Source organism: Micromonospora sp. NPDC007271, from assembly GCF_040634005.1.
Taxonomy (GTDB): Bacteria; Actinomycetota; Actinomycetes; order Mycobacteriales; family Micromonosporaceae; genus Micromonospora.
On record NZ_JBEYER010000060.1, the window covers coordinates 16,177 to 35,607 of the forward strand.

Here is a 19,431-nt window from a genome sequence, read left to right on the forward strand (position 1 = left end):
CCTAACCCGATGGTGCTAATCCCGTCAGATGCTCGGTGACCTTTGTCACCAGGGTGTCTAAGGTGCGTACGGACGGCCGGTCATCCCGGTCGCGTCCGACGGACAGGGAGATCCTGTATGAATCCATCCCTCCTGCGAGGTCGCCGCGGCCTCACGGTGGCAGCAGGCCTGGCGCTGCTCACCGCGGTCGCGCTGACGGCCTCCCTGACGTCCGCCAGCGGTCGGGAGTCGTTGACCACGAGCACGCCGACCGGGCCGATGGAGCTGCCCGATGAATGGATGACCGCCCAACGGCTCAGCGACGGCAGCACGACCCTGTCCGCGGCCAAGTACGCCAAGGCACGTGGTGAGGCGAACCAGCTCGCCGCGCACAGCCGCAGCGTCTACCGCAACCTGGCCGAACGGAACTGGAGCTTCTTCGGCCCGACCAACATCGGCGGCCGGGTGGTCGACATCGCGGTGGACCCCCAGGTCGAGGACCAGATCTTCATCGCCGCCGCCTCGGGCGGTATCTGGAAGTCCAGCGACGCCGGTGCGACGTTCACCGCCGCGTGGCCGGACAGCTCGGGCCAGAGCATGGGTGCGGTCGCCATGACCAGCAAGGGCGTGCTCTTCGCCGGCACCGGTGAGCCGCAGCCGGGCGGCGGCTCGATCACCTTCGGCGGCGACGGCATCTACCGCTCCCAGGACCGAGGTGCGACGTGGCAGCACGTCGGCCTGAAGGACAGCCACGCCATCGCCCGCTTCGCCATCGACCCGAGCAACGAGGACCGGATCTTCGCCGCGGCGACCGGCAACCTGTTCGTCCCCGGCGGTGAGCGAGGCGTCTACCTTTCGGAAGACGGTGGCGACACCTGGCGCCAGGTCCTCGCCGCGCCGAACGACACCACCGGCGCGACCGAGGTGGTCATCGACCCGAGCAACCCGGCTCGCATGTACGCGGCCATGTGGGACCACCGGCGCGAGCCGCACCAGCGCACCTACGGCGGCCCGGGCTCCAGCCTCTGGCGCTCCAACGACGGCGGCCAGACCTGGCAGCGCATGACCAGCGGCCTGCCGACCGACGCCGACCAGGGCCGCTGGGGCCTGGCGGTCGCCCCGAGCAACCCGCAGCGCCTGTACGCGTACGTCGGCACGGCGCTCGGGCCGTTCCGCGCGTTCTACCGCTCCGACGACGGCGGCGACACCTGGACGCAGACCCCGGTCACCGCCAACCAGGCCTCCCAGTCCACCTTCAGCTGGTGGTTCGGCAAGCTCTCCGTCGACCCGAAGGATCACAACCACGTCTTCCTCACCGGGGTCAACCTGATGCGCTCGACCAACGGCGCTCAGAGCTTCTCCTCGGTCGGCGGCCCGCACGCCGACCAGCACGTGCTGCGGTGGGACCCGAAGAAGCCCAACCGTGCCTACCTGGGCAACGACGGCGGCTTCTACCGGTCGGACAACAACGGCGCGAGCGGCTGGGTGAAGTCGACCCACGAGCCGTACACCCAGTTCTACACGGTGGATGTCGCGGAGACCGACCCCGCGCTGAGGGTGGGTGGCGCCCAGGACAACGGCTGCAACCGCGGCTACAACGGTCGGGGTGGCGCGTGGAACGCCATCGGCTGTGGTGACGGCCTCCAGGTGATCATCCACCCCGAGAACCCGAACATCGTCTTCGGGTGCAGCCAGTACGGCTCCTGCTACCGGTCGGAGAACGCGGGTGGGGCGCCTCGCCAGAGCATCAGCACCGGCCAGACGGTGTCGGATCGGCGCAACTGGCTGACGCCGCTGCAGTTCGACCCGAGCGACCCCAACGTCATGTACTACGCCGGGAACATCGTCAACCGGTCGACGGACAACGGTCGTACGTGGAAGGCGATCAGCCCGGACCTCACCGGTGGCGGCCCCAACGACCCCTCCGGCTACCCGTGGGGCACCATCAGCACGATCGCGGCCGCCCCGACGGACGGCAACAAGCTGTACGTCGGCACCGACGACGGCCGGCTGTGGTGGACCGACGACCTCGGGCAGAACTGGAACCGGGTCGACCAGGCGCAGCTCCCCGGGACGTGGGTGACCCGGGTCGCGGTGCACCCGAAGGACAAGAACATCGCGTACGCCACGTTCTCCGGCTTCCGCTCCGGCAGCGACCGCCCGCACGTGATGGTCACTGCCGACGGGGGCCGTACCTGGACGGACATCGGCCGCGGCCTGCCCGACGCGCCGGTGAACTCCGTGGTACCGACCTCGGACGGGCTGCTGCTGGTCGGCACCGACGTCGGGGTGTACGTCTCCGGCTGGAACGGCGGCGAGTGGGCCTCACTGGGCGCGGACCTGCCGAACGCGGCCGTGATGTACATGCGCTACCACGAGCCGACCCGCCAGCTGAGCGTGGCCTCGTTCGGCCGGGGCATCTACGACCTCACGGTGCCCCGGTGCCCCGCGGCCTCGACCAAGCTCCCCTTGCGCGCGCCGGGCGTCGGCGTCGTGGGGGCGCTCGCCTCGTGCCGGGCGGCGTAGCGATTTCCAGCTAGTCGGGCGGGGATCTGGAGGCTTGCCTCCGGATCCCCGCCCTCACCCTTTGCGGCGCCCGGCACCGGCACCCACCGGTTCGATCACCTGCCAGAACTCCTTCGAAAGCTGGTTCGCCGCGTTCTCGAACTCGTCCCGGGTGACAGCCTCACGTAGCGTGGTGAGCACCGCGCGGACCCCGGCACCGGCGAGCGCACGGTCGACATTCGGGCGGTCCCCCACGCGCCGCACGAACTCGTCAAGCCCGAACGACGTGGCCCGTTCCCGTCCGAGCGGTCTGCGCAGGTGATCGGCCAGCTCGTCCGGAAGCTGGTAGGCGAGGTCCTCAGCCTGGCCGGCGCTGATCCGGTCTGCCAATATCTCCAACGTCGCGCCGCTGAGTATCGCCGCCTGGTCGGTCGGCACCTTTGCCCGCGTGGCCACTGCGTTGATGAAATCCTGGTATTCCACGCCAACAGCCTCCTGCGACGAGGGGTGACCCCGCCTCACCCCCATCGGGCGAATCACCAAGGCGAGCGTGGTGACATCCTCGCCGTTCCTGTTGCCGGACAGGCCTCGCCGGTCGGGTCATCGCCGCAGGCGGCGGGAGCAGGGGCCGTCGTGGTCGGGCTGGAGCAGGCAGCGCCGACCGCCGGGCATCAGCGCATCGCAGAAGACCCAATAGCGTACGTTCTGGTCGTCCTCGGCCGAGACGGTCGTCCCGCGCGGGTCGGTCTGCGGCAGGACGAGCAGCCAGCGGCCGACCACCCGGGCCAGGCGCTGCGCGGCGGGCAGGTCGGCGGCGACGACCGGCAGGTGGATGACGTACCGCTGGTTCACCGGTCGCCGCCCCGGGCCTCGCGGGCGCGGGCCTGGTCGGACTGCCAGCGGCGCAGGGCGTCCTTGATGACGGCGGTCTCGCGGCGGCTCTCGGCCAGGGCGGCGTGGACGCCGGCCAGGTCGCCGGCGACCCGGTCGAGGAAGGCGTACACGTCGTCGGGGTCCAGGCCGCGGCGTCCGAGCCCGACGACCTTGAAGCGGCGCTCGCGCACCTGCCACGGCAGCAGGCTGGTGTACGCGCCGGAGCGGTAGGTTGCTCCGCTCCCCGGGACCGGTCGCTGGTTACGGACGCTCATGCGCTGGCCTGCCTCTCGTCGCGGGTGATTGGAAGGGGTGGGGCCGCCCGCCCTCCCCGCACGGCCGGACCCACCCCGCCTTGCCGCCGCAGCTCCACTCAGCGGTACGGCGACATGGCTGTTGTGGTCAGCTTGTGACACTGTGGAGCTGCGACGCAACGTTCCATGGCAGATTTCTCGCCAGATGTATTGACTTTCTTTACTGAAACCTGTACGAGTTACAGGGCGACATCACGGAGTGTTGCAGAACGGAATCAGGGAGTGCTCGGATGGCCGAGGACATCGGATCGACCGTGCCGCGCCGGCAGCTCGGCCGGCTGCTGCGCCAGTACCGCACCGAGGCCGGCGTCACGCTCGACGCCGCCGCCGAGGCCCTCGAATACAGCCGACAGAAGATCTGGCGCATCGAGTGCGGCCTGGGCCCGGTCCGGGTGCTGGACGTCAAGGCGATGTGCGAGCTGTACGGCGTCTCCGCGGAGATGACCGAGGCGATGAAGGGGCTGGCCGCGGAGACGAAGTCGAAGGGCTGGTGGCACGCGTACGGGGACGCCGTGCCGAGCTGGTTCGAACTGTACGTCGGCCTCGAATCCGCCGCTGCCCACCTGCGCCAGTACGAAGAGACGCTGATCCCCGGCCTGTTGCAGACACGTGACTACGCACTCGGGCTGGCCCGACTCGACCGCCCGTCGGCCGCCGAGGAGGACCGGGAGCGGGCGATCGAGGTGCGACTGCAGCGGCAGGGCCTCTTGAGTCGCCGGCTGCCGAAGCCACCTCGACTTGACGCAGTGCTGTCGGAAGCGGTGCTTCGCCGCGCCGTCGGCAACCGCAGCGTCATGATCGGTCAGCTCAGCCGGCTCATCGAGGCCGCCGAACTGCCGAACGTCTCAGTGCGCGTGCTTCCGTTCGCCGTCGGGCCACACTCGGGTGCGGTCGCCGGCTCCTTCGTGATCCTGGACTTCCCCGCCACGAAGGGCGGTCGGGCCGCGCCGGAGCCATCCGTCGCCTACAGCGAGTCGCTCACCGGTGCCGTCTATCTCGACAAGCCGGACGAGCTGGCGGCGTATCGAGCCGCGTGGAAGAGCCTGGAGGCGCTGGCCCTTGACGAGGCACAATCGACCGACATGATCAAGAAGATCATCGGGGAGGTACGGCATGACTGACCTGGCCGGCGCCGCCTGGCGCAAGAGCACCCGCAGCGGCGGCAACGGCGGAAACTGCGTCGAGGTCGCCACCAACCTCCCGGGCATCGTCGCCGTACGCGACTCCAAGGACTCGGGCGGGCCAGCGCTGATCTTCCCGCCGAGTGTCTGGGCCGAGTTCGTGAGGGCGATGGGACCGGTCGGCGGGTTACCCCGCCTGATCGTCGACATCAGACTTGCACCGTGACCTACCACGACCCGTACGGGCAGCCGCTCCCGGTCCCGATCCACGTCCCTTACCCGGTGCCCGTGGTGCCGCAGAAGTCGGCCGGCGTAGCGGTCGCTCTGGAACTGGTGCTCGGGCTCTTCGGCGTATTCGGGGTAGGCAATCTCTACGCGGGCCGTACGGGTGCCGGCGTGGCCCTCATGCTCTCCTTCTGGGGGCTGTTCTGGGTCAACTTCCTTCTCCTCTTCGTGTTCATCGGCATCGTCACGATGCCGCTGACGTGGATCGCATATCTCGTCATGGGTCCCCTGCTCGCGGCCCAGGGAGTGGAGCGGCACAACTCCTTCGCCGGCACGCAGGCAATGATCGGGCCTTCCTACTAATCGTGCTGTCGGCGCACCATCTCAGTGATCCAGATGGGCACGAACGGAGACGTGCAGCCCGGGGAGGTCGGATAGTCCTTGAGCACCCCAAGGCGCTCACCGATGTCGATTGCGCGGGCGCGGTACTCGGCGTGCTCGATCCCGATATGGCCCAGGCACTCGTTCATCGCCCACTGCAGGCGGTCCGGGGCGTCTTTCATCTCCGCCTCGATGACGTCGAGCAGTCCTGTGAGGTCGAGACCCTCGGGCTTCTTCGTCACGCGTTCGGTGGTCAGCGCCCAGCCGGCACTCGTGACCACCGGGTCCGGATCGGCGGACCAGGCCAGGCGCAGCTCTTCGGAGTGCGGGCTTTTCTTCACCACGTAGTTCACGAGCCAGTCGTGCACCTTGGGTGTACGCGCCTCGCGCAACATGGCGTCCAACTCGTCACGCTCGAACGCCTTCGGGCGGCAGATCAGGATCGCCAGCAGTCTCGCCGCGCTGTCATCCGTCGCCCAGAGCTGGCACGCGAGATCCTGCTGCGTCTTCAGCCGCTTCGCGAGCGCGCGCAGCCTGCTGAGGTTCACACCGTGATCGTCACCGTGTTTCTCGTTCACCTCGCGGGTCTTCGGGTCCTCGAGTTCGGCCAACTCGGCCATCACCTCGGCCACCATCGTCTCGGTCAGCGTCGTCTCGGCCACCTCGGCCTCCTGTCCATTCCCGGCGGATTCAGCCTAGAGCCTGGCTCTCTGGGGCGCCCGCAGGTCGGGTTCGAGCCCCGACGCGCAATACGCAGAGGCTGCCCGCCACCGCCTCGTGCCTCAGCCCGACCGCGGCTCCTGGCCCGGGCTCCCGCCGTTGAGCACGTCCCGAAGGGAGACCGGTCCGCTGCCGGTCAGTTCGGTGACCGCGTCGGTGGTCGCCGCCCAGCGGCCCTGGCGGATGGACTCGAACATGCCCGTGTAGGCGTAGGTCCACCGGTCGGCGCCCGTGCTCGCGCCGACCTGCCGGATCAAGCCGAGGAAGAACTCGGTGAACAGGCCGGCGCGCACGATGTTCCGTAATCGTCACAGGTTGTGGCGGTCGTCGGCCGGCAGGCGAGGCGACTCCCCGGGTTCCGGGACTGGTCGGGCTGGCCGACCTGCGCGACCTGGGTCGGGTCGAGGACCCGGGACAGGAAGGAGCGGGTCCGTTCGTGCTGCGGTGCGCCGAGCACCTCCTGCGGCGGGCCCTGCTCGACCACGACACCACCGTCCATGAACACGACGCGGTCGGCGACGTCCCGGGCGAACGCCATCTCGTGGGTGACCACCATCATCGTCATGCCCTCCTCAGCGAGCTTGCGCATGACGGTGAGCACGTCGCCGACGAGTTCCGGATCGAGTGCGGAGGTCGGCTCGTCGAAGAGCATCAGCTTGGGATCCATCGACAGCGAGCGGGCGATCGCCACCCGCTGCTGCTGCCCGCCGGAGAGCTGGGCCGGAAACGCCTTGGCCTTGTCGGTCAGGCCGACCCGCTCCAGGTTGGCCCGCGCGATCCGCTCGGCCTCGGCGCGGCCGCGCCGGAGCACCCGGCGCTGGGCGATGGTGAGGTTGTCGAGCACGGTCAGATGCGGGAAGAGGTTGAACGACTGGAAGACCATTCCGATGCCGCGGCGTACCGAGTCGATTTCGACGTCCGGGTCGGTCATCTCGATCCCGTTCACCCAGATCTTGCCGGCGGTCGGCTCCTCCAGCAGGTTGACGCAGCGCAGCAGCGTCGACTTGCCGGAACCAGACGGCCCGATGACGCAGACCACCTCGCCGTGGCCGACCTCGAAGTCGATGCCCTTGAGCACTTCGATCGGGCCGAAGGACTTGTGCAGGTCACGGATCTCGACGGCCGGCCGGGACTGAGTCGTCGTCATGTGGATCACCGAGCCTTGGCGTAGCGGAGTTCGAGGCGTCGCACCACCTGCGACAGCGGCAGGGTGATGATCAGGTAGGTGAAGCCGGCCACCAGCAGCGGGGTGGCGTTCACCCGGTCGTTCAGCGTGTCCCGACCGAACTTGGTGATCTCGATGGTCTGCGCCGTCACGCCGAGCACGTAGGCGAGCGACGAGTCCTTGGTGAGCAGGATGAGTTCGTTCGTCAGCGGCGGGATCACGATCCGGAACGCCTGCGGGATGACGATGGTGCGCATCGCGGTGAAGTGCGACATGCCGAGGGTACGCGCGGCCTCCATCTGTCCCTTCGGCACGGCCTGGATGCCGGCGCGGATGGTCTCCGCCATGTACGCCGCGGCGGTCAACCCGAGACCGATCGCGATCGAACCGAACACGCCGCCCGGAATCTCCCGCTCGGGGAAGGCGATGGGGATGCCGTACCCGACGAGGAAGAGCACGAGCAGCGCGGGCAGACCCCGGAACAGTTCGATGTACGCCGTCGCCACCCAGCGGTACGGGGGAACCCGGGACAGCCGCATCAGCGCGAGGAGGGTGCCGAACACGAGGCCGAAGGCGAACGCGCCCAGGGTGTAGAGGATCGTGTTGCGCAGCGCGACGGTGATGATCGTCGGGAACATCGACTCGATGATGTCGACGCGGAAGAACGCCTGTTTCAGCCGGCCCCAGTCGGCGGCGTAGATCACCGCGGCGACGACGGCGACGACGGCCAGGTACTGGAGCCAGAGGGACAGCCGCTCTCGCTGGCGCCGTCGCAGCTTCACGCTTCGATGCTCCTTGCCCACGTGGAGGGCCCGCGCCGGGCGCGCGCCCTCCACGTCATGAGGTTCGATCACTTGGCCGGCTGCTTGCCGATCCACTTCTCGTAGATCTTGTCGTAGGTGCCGTCCTGCTTGGACTTGGTCAGCACCTCGTTGATCTTCTTGAGCAGCTCCGGGTTGTCGTCCTTCTTCACCGAGAACCCGTACTGCTCGCCGGTGTCGAACTCCGCGGTCACCTCGAACCCGCCCGGGTTCTTCCTGATGTACTCGGTCCAGACCGGCAGGTCGTTGATGGCGGCCTCGACCTGGCCGTTGGCGAGGGCCTGCTGCAGGGCGGCGACGTCCTCGAACTCGACGAGCTGCAGGCCCTTCTCCTGCTCGAACTTCTTGGCGTAGTCACGACCCGTGGTCGACGCCTGGATTCCGAGCTTCTTGCCCTTGAGGTCGTCGAGCGACTTGTATGACTTACCGGTCTTGACCAGCAGTGCCTGAGTTGCGTCGAAGTACGGATCGGAGAAGTTCATCACCTTCTGCCGTTCCTCGGTGATCGTCATGCCGGCGGCGGCCACGTCACACTTGCCGGTGTTCAGATCCTGGCCCGACTTGATCCCCTCGAACGGGGTGTCGACGATCGACTGCTCGACGCCCAACTCCTTGGCGACCAGGTCCATCACGTCGACGTCGAACCCGACGACCTTGCCGCTGGCATCCTTCGACTGGAACGGCGCGTACGGCAGGTGAGTGCAGACGGTCAGCTTGCCCTTCTCGACGAGCTTGACGCCGCCCGCCTGGACCTCGCCCTCGTCCTTCTTGGCACATCCGGCGCTCATGGCGAGGGCGGCGATCGCCACCATGAGTCCAGCCTTGCGGGCTGCGCTGTGGAAAGTCACGCTGCGTCCCTCCGATTCAGCCCCCTGTGACGGGCAGCCAGGGTTGTGCACTAGCGATGTGACAGGGCACGCTACCGGATCCGGCAGGTCCTACCAAGATCGCGTCGAGCCATTGAGTCGATCCCGTAACCATCACGGTCAGTGACGCCGAGAGTCGACACGCAACCGGGCGGCATTTCGGCCTCGTCGCTTCCAGAACTCCGGCCCGACGATCACCTCGCCATCCCGAGCGAACTCGATCCCCGCATCCGACGCCTGCACGGACGCAGGCATCGCGTCAACCAGGTGTCGGCCGATCTTGGCTGTCGTACCGCTACGGCGCAATGCCCGCCATGACGACGCACCACCCCGAGACCCGCCGCTTGGTCTACGGCCACGCGCAGATGCACGACTGCCTCGCCTTCGCCGACGCCCGCACCTGGGGCGTAGCGCGGCGGATCCGCACCGAGCACGCGTCGAACCCGGCCGGCCCGATCGACGACGACGACCACATTTACGCCGAGTACGCCGACGACGAGCCGTTCGACATCAACGAGGTGGGCTCGGTCGTGGAGGGGGACTGGCCCGAGATGGTCACGGCGCGGGCGTTCAAGGTCCTGCCGCAGGGGCTGCGGGCCCGCTTCGGCAAGCGCGTGCCGACGGTACACAACGGGGACTACCTCGACATCCCGGTCGACCGCGAGGCCGAGCTGGTGGCGGAGCTGCGCCAGCACGGCTACGAGGTGACCCGCGACGACGAGCTGATCAACGTACTGGACGGCCGCGGGTTCAGCCCCCTCGCCGGCTGAGACCACGCCGGACGCGGGTCCGGGTTGGAGCCCTCGGGCCCGCGACCGGGCACGCCGGCGCCTCTACGCCTGGTGCGCCTCTCCCTAGGAGCGCTCGCCGTACACGTCAGCCAGTTCCCGGTACGCCTCATGGACGGCGTCGAGAGCGTCCGGGTCATGGGCAGTGTTCTCCGCGGCCACGCATGCAAGCTCGATGGCCGGATCGGGGCCAGTTCCGCCTCGGTCTCCTCCCACAGCGCCCCCGCCTTCTCCCGCCGTTAATGGCGCCGCTTCGGCCGCTACGGCCTCGACTACCAGCCCGAGCGGTACGACGAGCACACCGAAGCCGCGAGGCGGGCGGTTGCTCTCACTCGTCGCACAGGGTCGCGACGTCGTCATCGACTCCAGCTTCTGGCAACGGTCAAGGCGGCAGGAGTACAAGGAGTTGATCGAGCAAGCGGGGGGACGGTGGCGTCTCATCTATCTCGAGGCCGACCCAGGACTGCTGCGGCAGCGTCTCCATGCGCGAGCTGATCGCTTCGATGCCAACGCCGCCTTCCCGATCACCGACGAACTGCTGTCCTACTACCTTCAGGCTTCGAGCGACCGTCCGGCGAGGGCGAGGAAGTGATTGTCATCGAGGACTGACAGCCCGGCGAGGCGGTCAAAGCGCCGCGACGAGCCGGAACCTCTCCAGCACGGCTGGCGTGTCGTCGTCCACGGTGAAGCCGGGGTTGCCCAGCCACCCTCGGTAGTCCGTTCCGTGCCAGTACTCCTCGTGGCCAGCTCGCCAGGCGGCGACCGAGTCGTATCCCTCGCCCTCGTCGCGGGCATGGTCGAGGTCCACGTCGCGGAGCCGGCTGACACGCACCTCGGTCAGTTCGATAACCGCCACCCGGCGACCGGCAGAGTCGACCACCGCCGCTCGGGCACCCACGACCGGTAGTGGCTCGCCCTCGATTTCGTAGTCCTGCAGCAGGCCGGTTGTGGTGGTCTTGGTCCCGTCGAGCACTGCAGCGACCAGCTTGTCGCGCAGCGGACCAGGGAAGGCGAACTCGAACGTGGGTAGATCTGCGGTCACCGGAGAAGACTAATGAGAAGTCATCGTCGTCTGCGAGCCGATTGCGCAGTCCTCAGGACCTTGCCGAGCGGTACGACTTCGTCCCCGTACCGATAGACCGGTTCCGCCTCGACAGCCAGATCAGGTCCTCGTAGCTTGCGAGTCGGATCAGGCAGGGGTGAGGGGAGCTCTTGACCTGGGGGCCATCTCCGGCCGAGATCGTCCGGATCATGGTGGCATCCTGTCCTGATGGCCGGACCGATCGATCTTCCGCTTGCCGATGCCGAACTGGCCGCCTTCATTGAGGCCGTCCGGCGGGATCCCGGACCTCCCGCCCGTGCTGTGGGAGCGGCGCACCTGCGGCGCGCGCAACGGCTCCGCGTCCAAGCGCGCCCTCCAGGCCCCGAGATCGCCTGGGTCGAGGATGTGGCGGTCGGTTCGACCGCCGTGAGGGCCCGCCTCTACCGGCCGTCGGCGGTGGCTCAGCCGCTGGTGGTGTTCCTGCACGGCGGGATGTGGACGATCGGTGATCTGGAATCGCACGACCGGGCGTGTCGCCGCTTGGCGTCGAAGACTGAACTGGCTGTACTGAGCGTCGACTTCCGCCGAGCTCCGGAGCACCCGTGGCCGGCTGCTGTCGACGACTGCGTGGATGTCATCCGGTGGGCGGCGAGCAGCGGGGTTTCCAGCGCCGGCATCGGGGGCCCGACGATCGTCATGGGCGACAGCTCCGGCGGGAACCTCGCCGCGCTCGCCTGCCTGCGCCTGCGCGATGAAGGCGGACCACTGCCCGCCGCCCAGATTCTGGTCTACCCCAACACTGATCTGACCCTTTCCTATCCCAGTGCGCGGACAAAAGCCACGGGCTGGGGCCTGAACACCGACGACGTCGCGTGGGGGGCTGAGCAGTGGGTCCCGGACCCCCCTCGGCGCGTCGATCCCGACGTCAGCCCGGTGTTCACCGCCGACGTCGGCGGGCTGCCGCCCGCCGTCGTGGTCACCGCCGAGCACGACCCGCTGCGGGATGAGGGCAACGCGTATGCGGCCCGCCTGACGGCCGCGGGCGTTGCGGTCAGGCATCGCTGCGAGGCCGGGATGGTGCACGGATTCCTCACGCTCGACACCGTCTCACCCGCCGCGGCGGCGGCGGGAGACCGGGTTTTCGCCGACGTCGCCGATCTGGTCATCGGCCTCCGGTGACGTCGCGGACCCCGATCCAGACCGTGGCCTAGGCTGTTCGTCATGCACGAGCCGCGCGGGTCAGGCGTCCTCCGTCATCAGTCGCTGCACGACGGGTTCGTGCCGGCGCACGGGCCGCAGCAGGCCTTCGCCGACGCTATCGACCGGCACATCGAGAAGTACTTCGGGCCGGTCGAGTTCGTCTACCACGAGGTTGCCTCGCACCTGGTCGGTGTGCATGTCTATGTCGTGGCACCGACCGAGGAACGCCCGTACCGCACGCTGATCACTTCTGGGATGAGCGAGCTGCCGATGACGGTCCCGGAGGGCCGCGGCATCAGCCCGTACGCCGAACTGATGCTAAGCCTGCCAGCGGATTGGCCGCTGGACGAGGTAGCCGGGCTCGGCGACGCAACCGGGTGGCCGCTGCAGGTCCTCAAGCAGGTTGCTCGGCTACCGCACGAGTACGGAACCTGGATCGGCGAATGGCACTCTGTCCCGAACGGCGATCCCGTCCAGCCGTACGCTGCGGGCACCCCGTTCGCCGGAGTCGTCGTCGCGCCGATGCTGCGTGTGCCGCCTGAGGCCCGGACGATCGAAGTCGGCGACGGCATCCGAATCGCATTGCTCGCGCTGATCCCGCTGCACCCGGATGAGATCGCGGTCAAGGTCGAACGCGGCACCGACGCGCTCATCGACCTGCTCGATCGTGGTCGCATCAGCGAACTGCTGGACCCGCGCCGGCCCTCGTACGCCTGACTGCGGCGCCACCATCAGCGACCTCGGAGAGGAATACCGCCACCGCGCCCTACACGTTCGTGGCAGGGCCGACGGCGGGGCGGTACCTCTCCGGCCAATGATCGACGGGCTTGGCCTCCGGTGGGTCACACGGCGGTGAGCAGCGCGTCGAGCGGCCGCGGCAAGGTATCCCGGCCAACTGCCGCCTCGACGAACAGGCGTGCGTAGCGCAGGTTGCGGCGCGAGCTGCTGCGCACGAACCGGTGCAGCTGCGCTTCCGGCTTTCGGCCACGCCAGGCCGGCTGGCTCTGGAACAAACGGAACGATCGAAGGTCGCCCTGCGAGTCGAAGACTTCTTCGACCCCTGCGGTGCCGACGGCTCGGATCAGCTCGTCCTCCAGATCCCGGACACAGACGTAGAACCCGAGCTGCTCCATCTCGGCGCGCGTACGAGGCGTCACGCGGGTGATCTCGGGATGGCGCCGGCACGATACGCTGCCGTCGCCCGGTGGTGAGCCAGCCTGGGCTCCGTCCAGTCCGCGCCGGAATACCTCCTCCTCACGTAGGTCGCAGAGACCGGCAAGGCGCACCCGGGTGCCCAGCGGGCCCAGCCTTGTCAGGAAGCGGCCAATCGCGTGCGCCCCGCCGATCGGCACGATCACGACCCGCTCCGCCTCGAGATCCCGGCCGCGGCCCGCTGCGGCCGTTTCCAGTGCGATCTGGTCGCTGATGCCCTCCACGAGCACCACGGCGACGGCTGACTCGACCTTTGCCAGGGCGCGGGCCGTCGCCCGGATCGAGGCGGCATTGCCTCCCAATCGGCCGTCGAGCACCTCGCGGGCAAGCTCACGGCGATCGGTGGCATCCATGAGGGTTTCACCGCGTCGGGTCGTGGCCATGGCCGCAATCATCGGCGATACGTCTGTCGGCTGACCAGGGGTTTAATACCGCCCGTCTCAAACATCGTCATGACTCGCCTACGGGCAGCTCACCCGCGCCGCCGTGCAGGTGGACGCCCTGCGGGTGGCCGGGCGCAGCCAGTCGTCACTCAGGGTCGCCTCGTGCCTCTCCCAGACCCGGATCACCTCGTACGTGCTTGACCCGCCCAGTGACGACGAGTTGTGATCTGGCGCGAACGACGACCTGGACGAGCGCCCCGACGACCAGGACTGGCGGCCCCGGCCCGCCCCGGCCGACGAGGCCCGGACGTGGGAGCCTCCGGCCGATACCGCTCTCCCGGGCGGTGATACGGAAGTCTCTCCCGCCGAGGAGCTGCCGCCCGGACGGCCCGACGTGTTCGACGGCTGTGGTGGCGGGCGGCTGGCAGGTCGTGGGCCGAGCCGGGTAGGGCGGGTGAGATCCAGGCCAGTCGGGCCGGCGGCGTTGGCAATGACCTGGACGTTGACGCCATGGCTGCGTTGTTTGCCGGCGTAGTGGCGTCGGTCCTGTTCGCCCGGGAGCCGGTCGGTGCGGATCAGCGTGCCGTCAGGTCATGCTCCCAATGCCTTGCGGGCGAGTTCGCGCCACTTCGGCACGTCAACGCCGTTGAGGTCGTCGGTGATGACCAGAGTTCCCCGCGGGCCACCGCCGTCTTCGTACGGCAGGACACCGTTGCGGGCGTACCACGCCTTCTTTTCTGCCCATTTCGTCGCGTACCGAGGGTCGGTGAGCATGCCGAGGTGTTCCCAGTAGACCGTGTCGCCGAGGTCGGTGTCGACGGTGAAGTCGGGCCGGACCGTCCGGCCGTCCTCGCCGGTGAACGGCTCCTCGTACTTGTAGACGGCGTTCAGTTGCCGCAGCAGGTTCGCGATAATCACTTCACTCTTGCTACGGACCAGCTCTCCGCCATCAGTTCGGTGCACCAGGCCTCGGTCGATGACGTTCCCGTCGACTTCGATCGGTTCGGAGGGTACGAAGAGGTTCGTCAGCCGGCCGGCCGTGTCGGACCAGACCGCCGAGCTGTGCTTCGCGACATCGTTCAGGTCGGCCTCGTGTAGCAGGATCACCTTCTTGCTCTGTCTGGTCAGCGCGGTGTAGAGCAGCTCGCGGCTCAGGCCGGCGCCGTCGGCGGGCAGCACGACGAGCGTGACCCCGAACTCGCTGCCCTGCGCCTTGTGGATGGTGATGGCCCAGGCGAGTTCCAGCATCGCCGCCCGATCGTTATCGGCCCAGTCGTAGTAGTCGTACGTGACTCCCTTTCGTCCGCTGAACTCGACCTCGGTCTTCCAGGGTCGCTTGATCCATTTCGAGCGGGTCTGCCCCACCACCACGCCGAGCTCGCCATTGGCGACGAACCGCTCCGCGTCCTTCGGGTAGACCGCGTTTTCCCGGAAGGTGTGGTTGCGGATGTTGATCACCTTGTCACCGACGACGATCCGCTCGGGGCCGATGGGTTTGGCGCTGTAGCGGTTCAGCCCGGTTGCCTGCGCCAGCGCGTTCGCGCCGAAGGCATCCTTGAGCGCCCGATTGATCTCGGTGGTGCCCCAGCCACGACCGCGCACCGGGGCGAGGATCTGCCAGGCGTCGGCCTTGGCTGCGGCCCCCTTCGGGAAGTAGAGGTTGCCCCTGGTGGAATTCTGACCGCCGTAGCTGAGGCCGAAGGCGGTTACAAGGTCTTCGTCGGAGACTGCCTGGAGCTCCTCGATCTCCTCGCGGAGCACGCCGAGCAGCGTGTTGAACAGAGTCGGCCGTTGGTAGCGGACCGCGCGCAGCGTTGCCATGTTCTCGCCGGAACGCAGCCGCTCCCAGATGAGGTCGGCGGCCGGGGACAGTTCACCGTCGGCGAACCAGTTCGCCAGGACCAGGTCGTCACGTTCGTCGCCGGCCTGCCGGCGCGGAATGGTGAGTTCGGCGTAGCCGGGCGCGCAGCGCGGCTGCCGGGTGGCGATATCCGGGGGCGCCAGTCGCCGGACGATGTCGACAAACGGCCGACCGGCCCCGATCGGCGGAAGCTGGCGCGGGTCGCCGACGAGCACCAGCCGCTGCACTCCGGTGACCGCGTCGAGGAGCGCGGCCAGCTGTTCCTCGGTGAGCATTGACGCCTCGTCGACGACCACGGTCTTGTAGTTCGTCGTGCGGCTCTGGAGGTCGCCGGTGATCAGGTACCGCTCGCGCTGCGGGTCGAACCGGCCCGTCCTGATCAGGAACTGCGCGAGGGTGACGGCGTCGGCCTGTACCCGGTGCGCCAACTGCACGCGGGCCTTTCCGGTGGGGGCGACGAGCAGGACTCCCCCGGCGGCAACGGCTGGGGTGTGCCGCAGCACTTTCAGGAGGGTGGTCTTGCCCGTGCCGGCGGCGCCGATGAGCACGCTGATGCGCGACGAGTACAGCGTCTCGAGGGCGGCCACCTTCTCCGCCCGGGCTCGCGTTTCGGCCTCACGCTCATCGGCGGTCAGCTCACCCGTGATCTCACCGAGGGTGTCGCCCAGCAAGGCGGCGAAATCCGGTGCGCCGCCGAGGGGTGCCGCCTTCGACCGTCGCTCCACGTGGTCCCGGATGAGTCCGCCGACTTCTGCCATCTCGGTGAGCTGCAACGCGGGTGCGCCGTCGGGCAATATCACGCCGCTCAGCGGTGAGTCCGGTGGCAGGGTGCTGGCCGAGAGTTGATGCGCGTCGAGGACGTCGGCGCTGACCGGGCACGGAGCGCTCAGCCCATGCTCGGCGCGCTCGCGGATGTGGTTGACCAGGTCGACCTGCGGGCGCAACGTGTGCCCTGCGGCCTTCTCCCGCTGCAACTCGTCGATGAGGAGAGCTTGTACGCGTCGCGCGTCGAGCCCGTCATCCATGGCCGTGGGTTTGGGCAGTGGGTATGTGGAGGCGATCTTCGCGTCGGGGAAGCAGCCGCGGTCGATGACGGAGAACGGTACGGCCTCCTGCTGGTCACGGTCGGCTTCGAACAGCAGGTACGGATTGGCGATGATGGCGTGGTCGGTCAGTGCGGGGTCGCGCTGTTCGACCACGAAGAACCGCTCGGCCTGTTCCCTGGTCAGCGAGAAGCGGCTCAGGAGCTGGAGCAGCTCGCGCCGCTCGGGCTTCAGCGCCTGCCATGTTTTACGCAGGGTCGGCGTCAGGTGTGCGGCTGCGGTGATGCCCAGCCGGTCGGGGTCGGTCATCGCCTGCTCGAGCGTCAGCCAGGGGTCCGCGTCGGGGCCGGCTGCTGCGGCCACCATGTGGGCGAAGGTGACGGACTGCCGCACGCCGAACGCCGCCAGAACGCTGGCCAGGCCGGGGCGGGGACCGCGCAGCTTCCAGAGCCGGTTGAGCTGGGTTTCCAGCCAGTCGAACCCGAGCGGGCCGGCGTTGTCGCCGAGGATCCGCTGGGCATTGTGGCCGGCGGCCTGCAGGGCGAGCAGAGCGTCGATGGCAAGGTCGTGACTGACGTGCTCGCTGACGTACGAGAAGGCCACCCAGCCCGCCTCGGGCGCGAAGGCCAGGGCATCGCTGATGTCGACGCCGTCGTTGTCGCGGGCGGCCAGCAGTGCCTGGTACGGCAGGAGGAACCCCTGCTGCTGGGTCGGGCGCAGCGAGTGCTCGATGGTGGTTTCCCACATCTGCGCGGGGAACCGCTCCCCGCCCCTGCTGTGGTAGGCCCCGGTGGGCGTGACCTTGGAAACCATCGCCGCCCCGACCAGCAGCCGACGCGGGTCGTCGGTGAGCGGACTGTGCTTGGCGTAGAAGAAGACGAGGCTGCGGTCGGGCCGCACGGTGTCGAAGAAGGCGTCAAGCAGCGTGCGCTGGTTGTCGCCGTGCATCACCCAGTTGATGTTCTTCCAACCGGTGATCGCGTCGACCTGCTCCTCAAGCTCCGTCTGCAGGCCGATCTGGCGCTCCTCACCGATGTCCTGCGCCTCTCTGCGCGACATCCACCGGAACGGCACCGCCTGGGCCGAGTACGGCGGGAGCGGCTGCGACGTGGGGAGGAAGGTCGCGAACGCCTGGTTCTTCTCGGTGAACGGGTGTTCGCGCTGGAACTGGATGGGCCGCGGCGACATGAAGGTGGCTCGCTCGGCGACGCAGGGCGGTGCCTCGGTCATCGGCAGGTCGGCGATCGAGCGGCCGGCGAGGCTCTGCTCCTGCTGGTCGCGGCGGTTCTGGCCGATGTTCGGCAACAGCACGCAGGTGCCGTTGCCGCGCGGATCGTGGCACACTGTGCCGTTCCATCCGCCGTCGTGCCACGGCACCCGGATGGAGATGTGCTCGATCGGCCGGACCGGCTCCCCCATGTGCTCTCCTCGTGGTGAATGAGCGACTGAATCTATCGGCAGTTCGCCGTCCGTGAACTCAGGTGTGTGGTCAGGCCTGGTCGGTCATCGGTCCCGGGACAGCCGGTTGAGTGTCCTGCTGGCTTCGTGTCGCCTGCCCGCGCTGAGCTGCAGCAGGCCGATGTCCCGCTGCAGGTCGGCGATCCGTGGGTCGTCGACGTCGAGGACAGGTCCGATGTCGCGCAGCAGGTCTTCCAGTTTCCGCAGCGCCCGGCTTCCGTCGCCAATGCGGCCGTAGCAGGTAGCCTCGCGCTTCCGGCAGTGCAGCAGCCGGTCGAGGTCCTCGTTCAGATGGAGGTCGTCGGCGATGTTGGCGTACGTCTGAGCTGCGTTCAGGTAGTCGCCGCTGTCGAACCACCTGTCGGCGAGCTGCAGTCGGCTTCCGAGATCTGTCCTGTCCTGGACCTTGGTGCTGTCGCCCGCTGATGGCGGATCACCGGGGGTCGCGGGCTGCGACGGTGCCTGTCCGGGAGCCGCCGCGGCCGGTGGTACGTCGGTGAAGACCCGGCTCAGCACGCCCGCGTACATCCGGACGGGGTTCCGGTGCGACGGCGGGGTGAGCGAGCCAGGTAGCTGCCCCAGGTCGCGGATGAAGGGCAGCAGCCGTTGGTAGACGACGCCGGCGTCGGCCGGGCGGTCCGTGGGGCTCTTCGCCAGCAGGTCGAGCACGAGCCGTTCCAACCGGGCAGGCACCTCGGCGCGTACGGCGCGCAGCGCCGGCGGCTGTTCATGGACGTGCTGGTTCATCAGGAGGTAGGTGGTGGAGCCGTCGAATGGCCGTCCACCGGAGAGCATCTCGTGCAGCGTGCATCCCAACGCGTAGAGGTCACTCGCGGGGCCGGGCTCGTTCGCGCCGAGGAACTGCTCCGGTGCCATGTAGGCGAGGGTTCCGGGGTTCTGATCGCTGTGGGTGATCCTGGAGAAGTCCGGCAGTGCCGGAGCAACCGCGAGGCCGAAGTCGAGCACCTTGACCGCGCCGTTCGGCTCCAGCATCAGGTTGGCCGGCTTCAGATCGCGATGCACCAGGTTGGCCTCGTGGGCGGCAAGGAGCACGGAGCAGACCTGCGCCGCGATCGCCGTCGCCCAGCCGATCGGCAGCGGCGCCTGTTCCGCGATCAGGTCGTAGACGCTGATGCCACGGATCCGCTGCATAACGAGAAATGGACGCCCATCCTGTTCGCCCCAGTCGTAGACCGCCGGCACGCCCGGATGCTCCAACCGGGCCATGATGCGGGACTCGCGCCGGAACCGCCGTACGAGAGCATCCTCGTCCCTGCCCTCATGCAACCGGATGAACTTGACGGCGATCTCCCGGTCAAGTGTGGTGTCCCGGCCGAACCAGACCTGCCCCATGGCTCCGCCCGGGACCGGCAACGACTCCAGCTCGTAGCGGCCGTTCAGCAAGGTCCGCCCGGACACACCGCCTCCCCGTAACCCCCTTGGGCGACATTGCCGCCGCTCGACGTGGGGTCGA

Annotated in this window: 21 protein-coding genes and 1 pseudogene; 9 read left to right on the top strand and 13 right to left on the bottom strand. The window is 68.6% G+C overall.

Going from position 1 to position 19,431, the window contains the following annotated elements; translation table 11 throughout:
• The first annotated feature begins 117 nt into the window (after positions 1–117).
• Positions 118–2,505 carry a glycosyl hydrolase gene (locus ABZ570_RS21365; protein WP_358066195.1) on the top strand — a complete coding sequence of 796 codons (2,388 nt, stop codon included), beginning with the start codon at positions 118–120 and terminating at the stop codon, positions 2,503–2,505.
• Between the two features lie 54 nt (positions 2,506–2,559).
• Here ABZ570_RS21365 and ABZ570_RS21370 read toward each other — a convergent pair whose 3' ends face one another.
• From ABZ570_RS21370 to ABZ570_RS21380, 3 genes are all read right to left on the bottom strand, one after another.
• Positions 2,560–2,967 carry a DUF2267 domain-containing protein gene (locus ABZ570_RS21370; RefSeq protein ID WP_358066198.1) on the bottom strand — a complete coding sequence of 136 codons (408 nt, stop codon included), beginning with the start codon at positions 2,965–2,967 and terminating at the stop codon, positions 2,560–2,562.
• Positions 2,968–3,084: 117 nt separating this feature from the next.
• Complete coding sequence (locus ABZ570_RS21375; protein ID WP_358066201.1) at positions 3,085–3,336, bottom strand: hypothetical protein; 252 nt, start codon at positions 3,334–3,336, stop codon at positions 3,085–3,087.
• Positions 3,333–3,632, bottom strand: a complete 300-nt coding sequence (locus ABZ570_RS21380; RefSeq protein ID WP_358066204.1) for a DivIVA domain-containing protein — start codon at positions 3,630–3,632, stop codon at positions 3,333–3,335. The genes ABZ570_RS21375 and ABZ570_RS21380 overlap by 4 nt, the downstream gene beginning before the upstream one ends.
• Before the next feature lie 269 nt (positions 3,633–3,901).
• On the opposite strand from ABZ570_RS21380, the gene ABZ570_RS21385 reads away from it, so the two are divergent.
• From ABZ570_RS21385 to ABZ570_RS21395, 3 genes are read left to right on the top strand one after another with little or no spacing between them, the layout of a single operon-like run.
• Positions 3,902–4,792 (top strand): helix-turn-helix transcriptional regulator, encoded by an 891-nt coding sequence (locus tag ABZ570_RS21385; protein ID WP_358066207.1) that lies wholly within the window; start codon positions 3,902–3,904, stop codon positions 4,790–4,792.
• Positions 4,785–5,018, top strand: coding sequence for a DUF397 domain-containing protein (locus ABZ570_RS21390; protein WP_358066210.1), 234 nt, complete (start codon positions 4,785–4,787; stop codon positions 5,016–5,018). Before ABZ570_RS21385 ends, ABZ570_RS21390 begins: the two co-directional genes overlap by 8 nt.
• Entirely contained in the window at positions 5,015–5,380 is a 366-nt protein-coding gene (locus ABZ570_RS21395) for a hypothetical protein (protein ID WP_358066212.1), read from the top strand. Before ABZ570_RS21390 ends, ABZ570_RS21395 begins: the two co-directional genes overlap by 4 nt.
• On the opposite strand, the gene ABZ570_RS21400 is transcribed toward ABZ570_RS21395, so the two are convergent.
• From ABZ570_RS21400 to ABZ570_RS21420, 5 genes are all read right to left on the bottom strand, one after another.
• Positions 5,377–6,060, bottom strand: coding sequence for a DNA alkylation repair protein (locus ABZ570_RS21400; protein WP_358066215.1), 684 nt, complete (start codon positions 6,058–6,060; stop codon positions 5,377–5,379). The genes ABZ570_RS21395 and ABZ570_RS21400 overlap by 4 nt on opposite strands.
• Positions 6,061–6,180: 120 nt before the next feature.
• Positions 6,181–6,411 carry a hypothetical protein gene (locus ABZ570_RS21405; RefSeq protein WP_358066218.1) on the bottom strand — a complete coding sequence of 77 codons (231 nt, stop codon included), beginning with the start codon at positions 6,409–6,411 and terminating at the stop codon, positions 6,181–6,183.
• The gene (locus ABZ570_RS21410) at positions 6,372–7,265 is read right to left on the bottom strand and encodes an amino acid ABC transporter ATP-binding protein (RefSeq protein ID WP_358066221.1); all 894 of its coding nucleotides are present in this window, start codon (positions 7,263–7,265) and stop codon (positions 6,372–6,374) included. Before ABZ570_RS21410 ends, ABZ570_RS21405 begins: the two co-directional genes overlap by 40 nt.
• A gap of 5 nt (positions 7,266–7,270) precedes the next feature.
• Positions 7,271–8,065 (bottom strand): amino acid ABC transporter permease, encoded by a 795-nt coding sequence (locus ABZ570_RS21415; RefSeq protein ID WP_358066224.1) that lies wholly within the window; start codon positions 8,063–8,065, stop codon positions 7,271–7,273.
• 68 nt (positions 8,066–8,133) lie between these two features.
• Entirely contained in the window at positions 8,134–8,952 is an 819-nt protein-coding gene (locus ABZ570_RS21420; protein ID WP_358066227.1) for a basic amino acid ABC transporter substrate-binding protein, read from the bottom strand.
• 332 nt (positions 8,953–9,284) lie between these two features.
• Here ABZ570_RS21420 and ABZ570_RS21425 point away from each other — a divergent pair, with 332 nt between their 5' ends.
• A complete protein-coding gene (locus tag ABZ570_RS21425) occupies positions 9,285–9,740 on the top strand; it encodes a hypothetical protein (protein ID WP_358066230.1) in 456 nt (151 codons plus the stop codon).
• 340 nt (positions 9,741–10,080) lie between these two features.
• A complete protein-coding gene (locus ABZ570_RS21430) occupies positions 10,081–10,350 on the top strand; it encodes an AAA family ATPase (RefSeq protein WP_358066233.1) in 270 nt (89 codons plus the stop codon).
• Positions 10,351–10,383: 33 nt separating this feature from the next.
• On the opposite strand, the gene ABZ570_RS21435 is transcribed toward ABZ570_RS21430, so the two are convergent.
• A complete protein-coding gene (locus ABZ570_RS21435) occupies positions 10,384–10,800 on the bottom strand; it encodes an ASCH domain-containing protein (protein ID WP_358066236.1) in 417 nt (138 codons plus the stop codon).
• Positions 10,801–11,028: 228 nt separating this feature from the next.
• Between ABZ570_RS21435 and ABZ570_RS21440 the strand changes: the two genes are divergently transcribed.
• Both ABZ570_RS21440 and ABZ570_RS21445 read left to right on the top strand, forming a co-directional pair.
• Entirely contained in the window at positions 11,029–11,979 is a 951-nt protein-coding gene (locus ABZ570_RS21440) for an alpha/beta hydrolase (RefSeq protein ID WP_358066239.1), read from the top strand.
• 42 nt (positions 11,980–12,021) lie between these two features.
• Entirely contained in the window at positions 12,022–12,717 is a 696-nt protein-coding gene (locus ABZ570_RS21445; RefSeq protein WP_358066242.1) for a suppressor of fused domain protein, read from the top strand.
• Between the two features lie 125 nt (positions 12,718–12,842).
• Here ABZ570_RS21445 and ABZ570_RS21450 read toward each other — a convergent pair whose 3' ends face one another.
• Complete coding sequence (locus tag ABZ570_RS21450) at positions 12,843–13,595, bottom strand: TOPRIM nucleotidyl transferase/hydrolase domain-containing protein (RefSeq protein WP_358066245.1); 753 nt, start codon at positions 13,593–13,595, stop codon at positions 12,843–12,845.
• A gap of 103 nt (positions 13,596–13,698) precedes the next feature.
• Between ABZ570_RS21450 and ABZ570_RS21455 the strand changes: the two genes are divergently transcribed.
• Positions 13,699–13,821 carry a hypothetical protein gene (locus ABZ570_RS21455; protein WP_358066248.1) on the top strand — a complete coding sequence of 41 codons (123 nt, stop codon included), beginning with the start codon at positions 13,699–13,701 and terminating at the stop codon, positions 13,819–13,821.
• Between the two features lie 181 nt (positions 13,822–14,002).
• Here the strand turns inward: ABZ570_RS21455 and ABZ570_RS21460 are convergent.
• From ABZ570_RS21460 to ABZ570_RS21470, 3 genes and pseudogenes are all read right to left on the bottom strand, one after another.
• Positions 14,003–14,183: pseudogene (locus ABZ570_RS21460) on the bottom strand (transposase family protein); the annotation flags it as partial.
• Positions 14,184–14,186: 3 nt separating this feature from the next.
• On the bottom strand, positions 14,187–17,918 hold the full coding sequence (locus ABZ570_RS21465; RefSeq protein ID WP_358066250.1) for an AAA family ATPase: 3,732 nt from the start codon (positions 17,916–17,918) through the stop codon (positions 14,187–14,189).
• Between the two features lie 84 nt (positions 17,919–18,002).
• Positions 18,003–19,376, bottom strand: coding sequence for a serine/threonine-protein kinase (locus ABZ570_RS21470; protein ID WP_358066253.1), 1,374 nt, complete (start codon positions 19,374–19,376; stop codon positions 18,003–18,005).
• Positions 19,377–19,431 lie beyond the last annotated feature (55 nt).

Bases quoted from the DNA above. Each gene is read 5' to 3' on its own strand.
- ABZ570_RS21385 (WP_358066207.1), top strand. From the start codon at position 3,902: ATGGCCGAGGACATCGGATCGACCGTGCCGCGCCGGCAGCTCGGCCGG.
- ABZ570_RS21465 (WP_358066250.1), bottom strand. From the start codon at position 17,918: ATGGGGGAGCCGGTCCGGCCGATCGAGCACATCTCCATCCGGGTGCCG.
- ABZ570_RS21390 (WP_358066210.1), top strand. From the start codon at position 4,785: ATGACTGACCTGGCCGGCGCCGCCTGGCGCAAGAGCACCCGCAGCGGC.
- ABZ570_RS21450 (WP_358066245.1), bottom strand. From the start codon at position 13,595: ATGGCCACGACCCGACGCGGTGAAACCCTCATGGATGCCACCGATCGC.
- ABZ570_RS21445 (WP_358066242.1), top strand. From the start codon at position 12,022: ATGCACGAGCCGCGCGGGTCAGGCGTCCTCCGTCATCAGTCGCTGCAC.
- ABZ570_RS21425 (WP_358066230.1), top strand. From the start codon at position 9,285: ATGACGACGCACCACCCCGAGACCCGCCGCTTGGTCTACGGCCACGCG.
- ABZ570_RS21440 (WP_358066239.1), top strand. From the start codon at position 11,029: ATGGCCGGACCGATCGATCTTCCGCTTGCCGATGCCGAACTGGCCGCC.
- ABZ570_RS21410 (WP_358066221.1), bottom strand. From the start codon at position 7,265: ATGACGACGACTCAGTCCCGGCCGGCCGTCGAGATCCGTGACCTGCAC.
- ABZ570_RS21380 (WP_358066204.1), bottom strand. From the start codon at position 3,632: ATGAGCGTCCGTAACCAGCGACCGGTCCCGGGGAGCGGAGCAACCTAC.
- ABZ570_RS21365 (WP_358066195.1), top strand. From the start codon at position 118: ATGAATCCATCCCTCCTGCGAGGTCGCCGCGGCCTCACGGTGGCAGCA.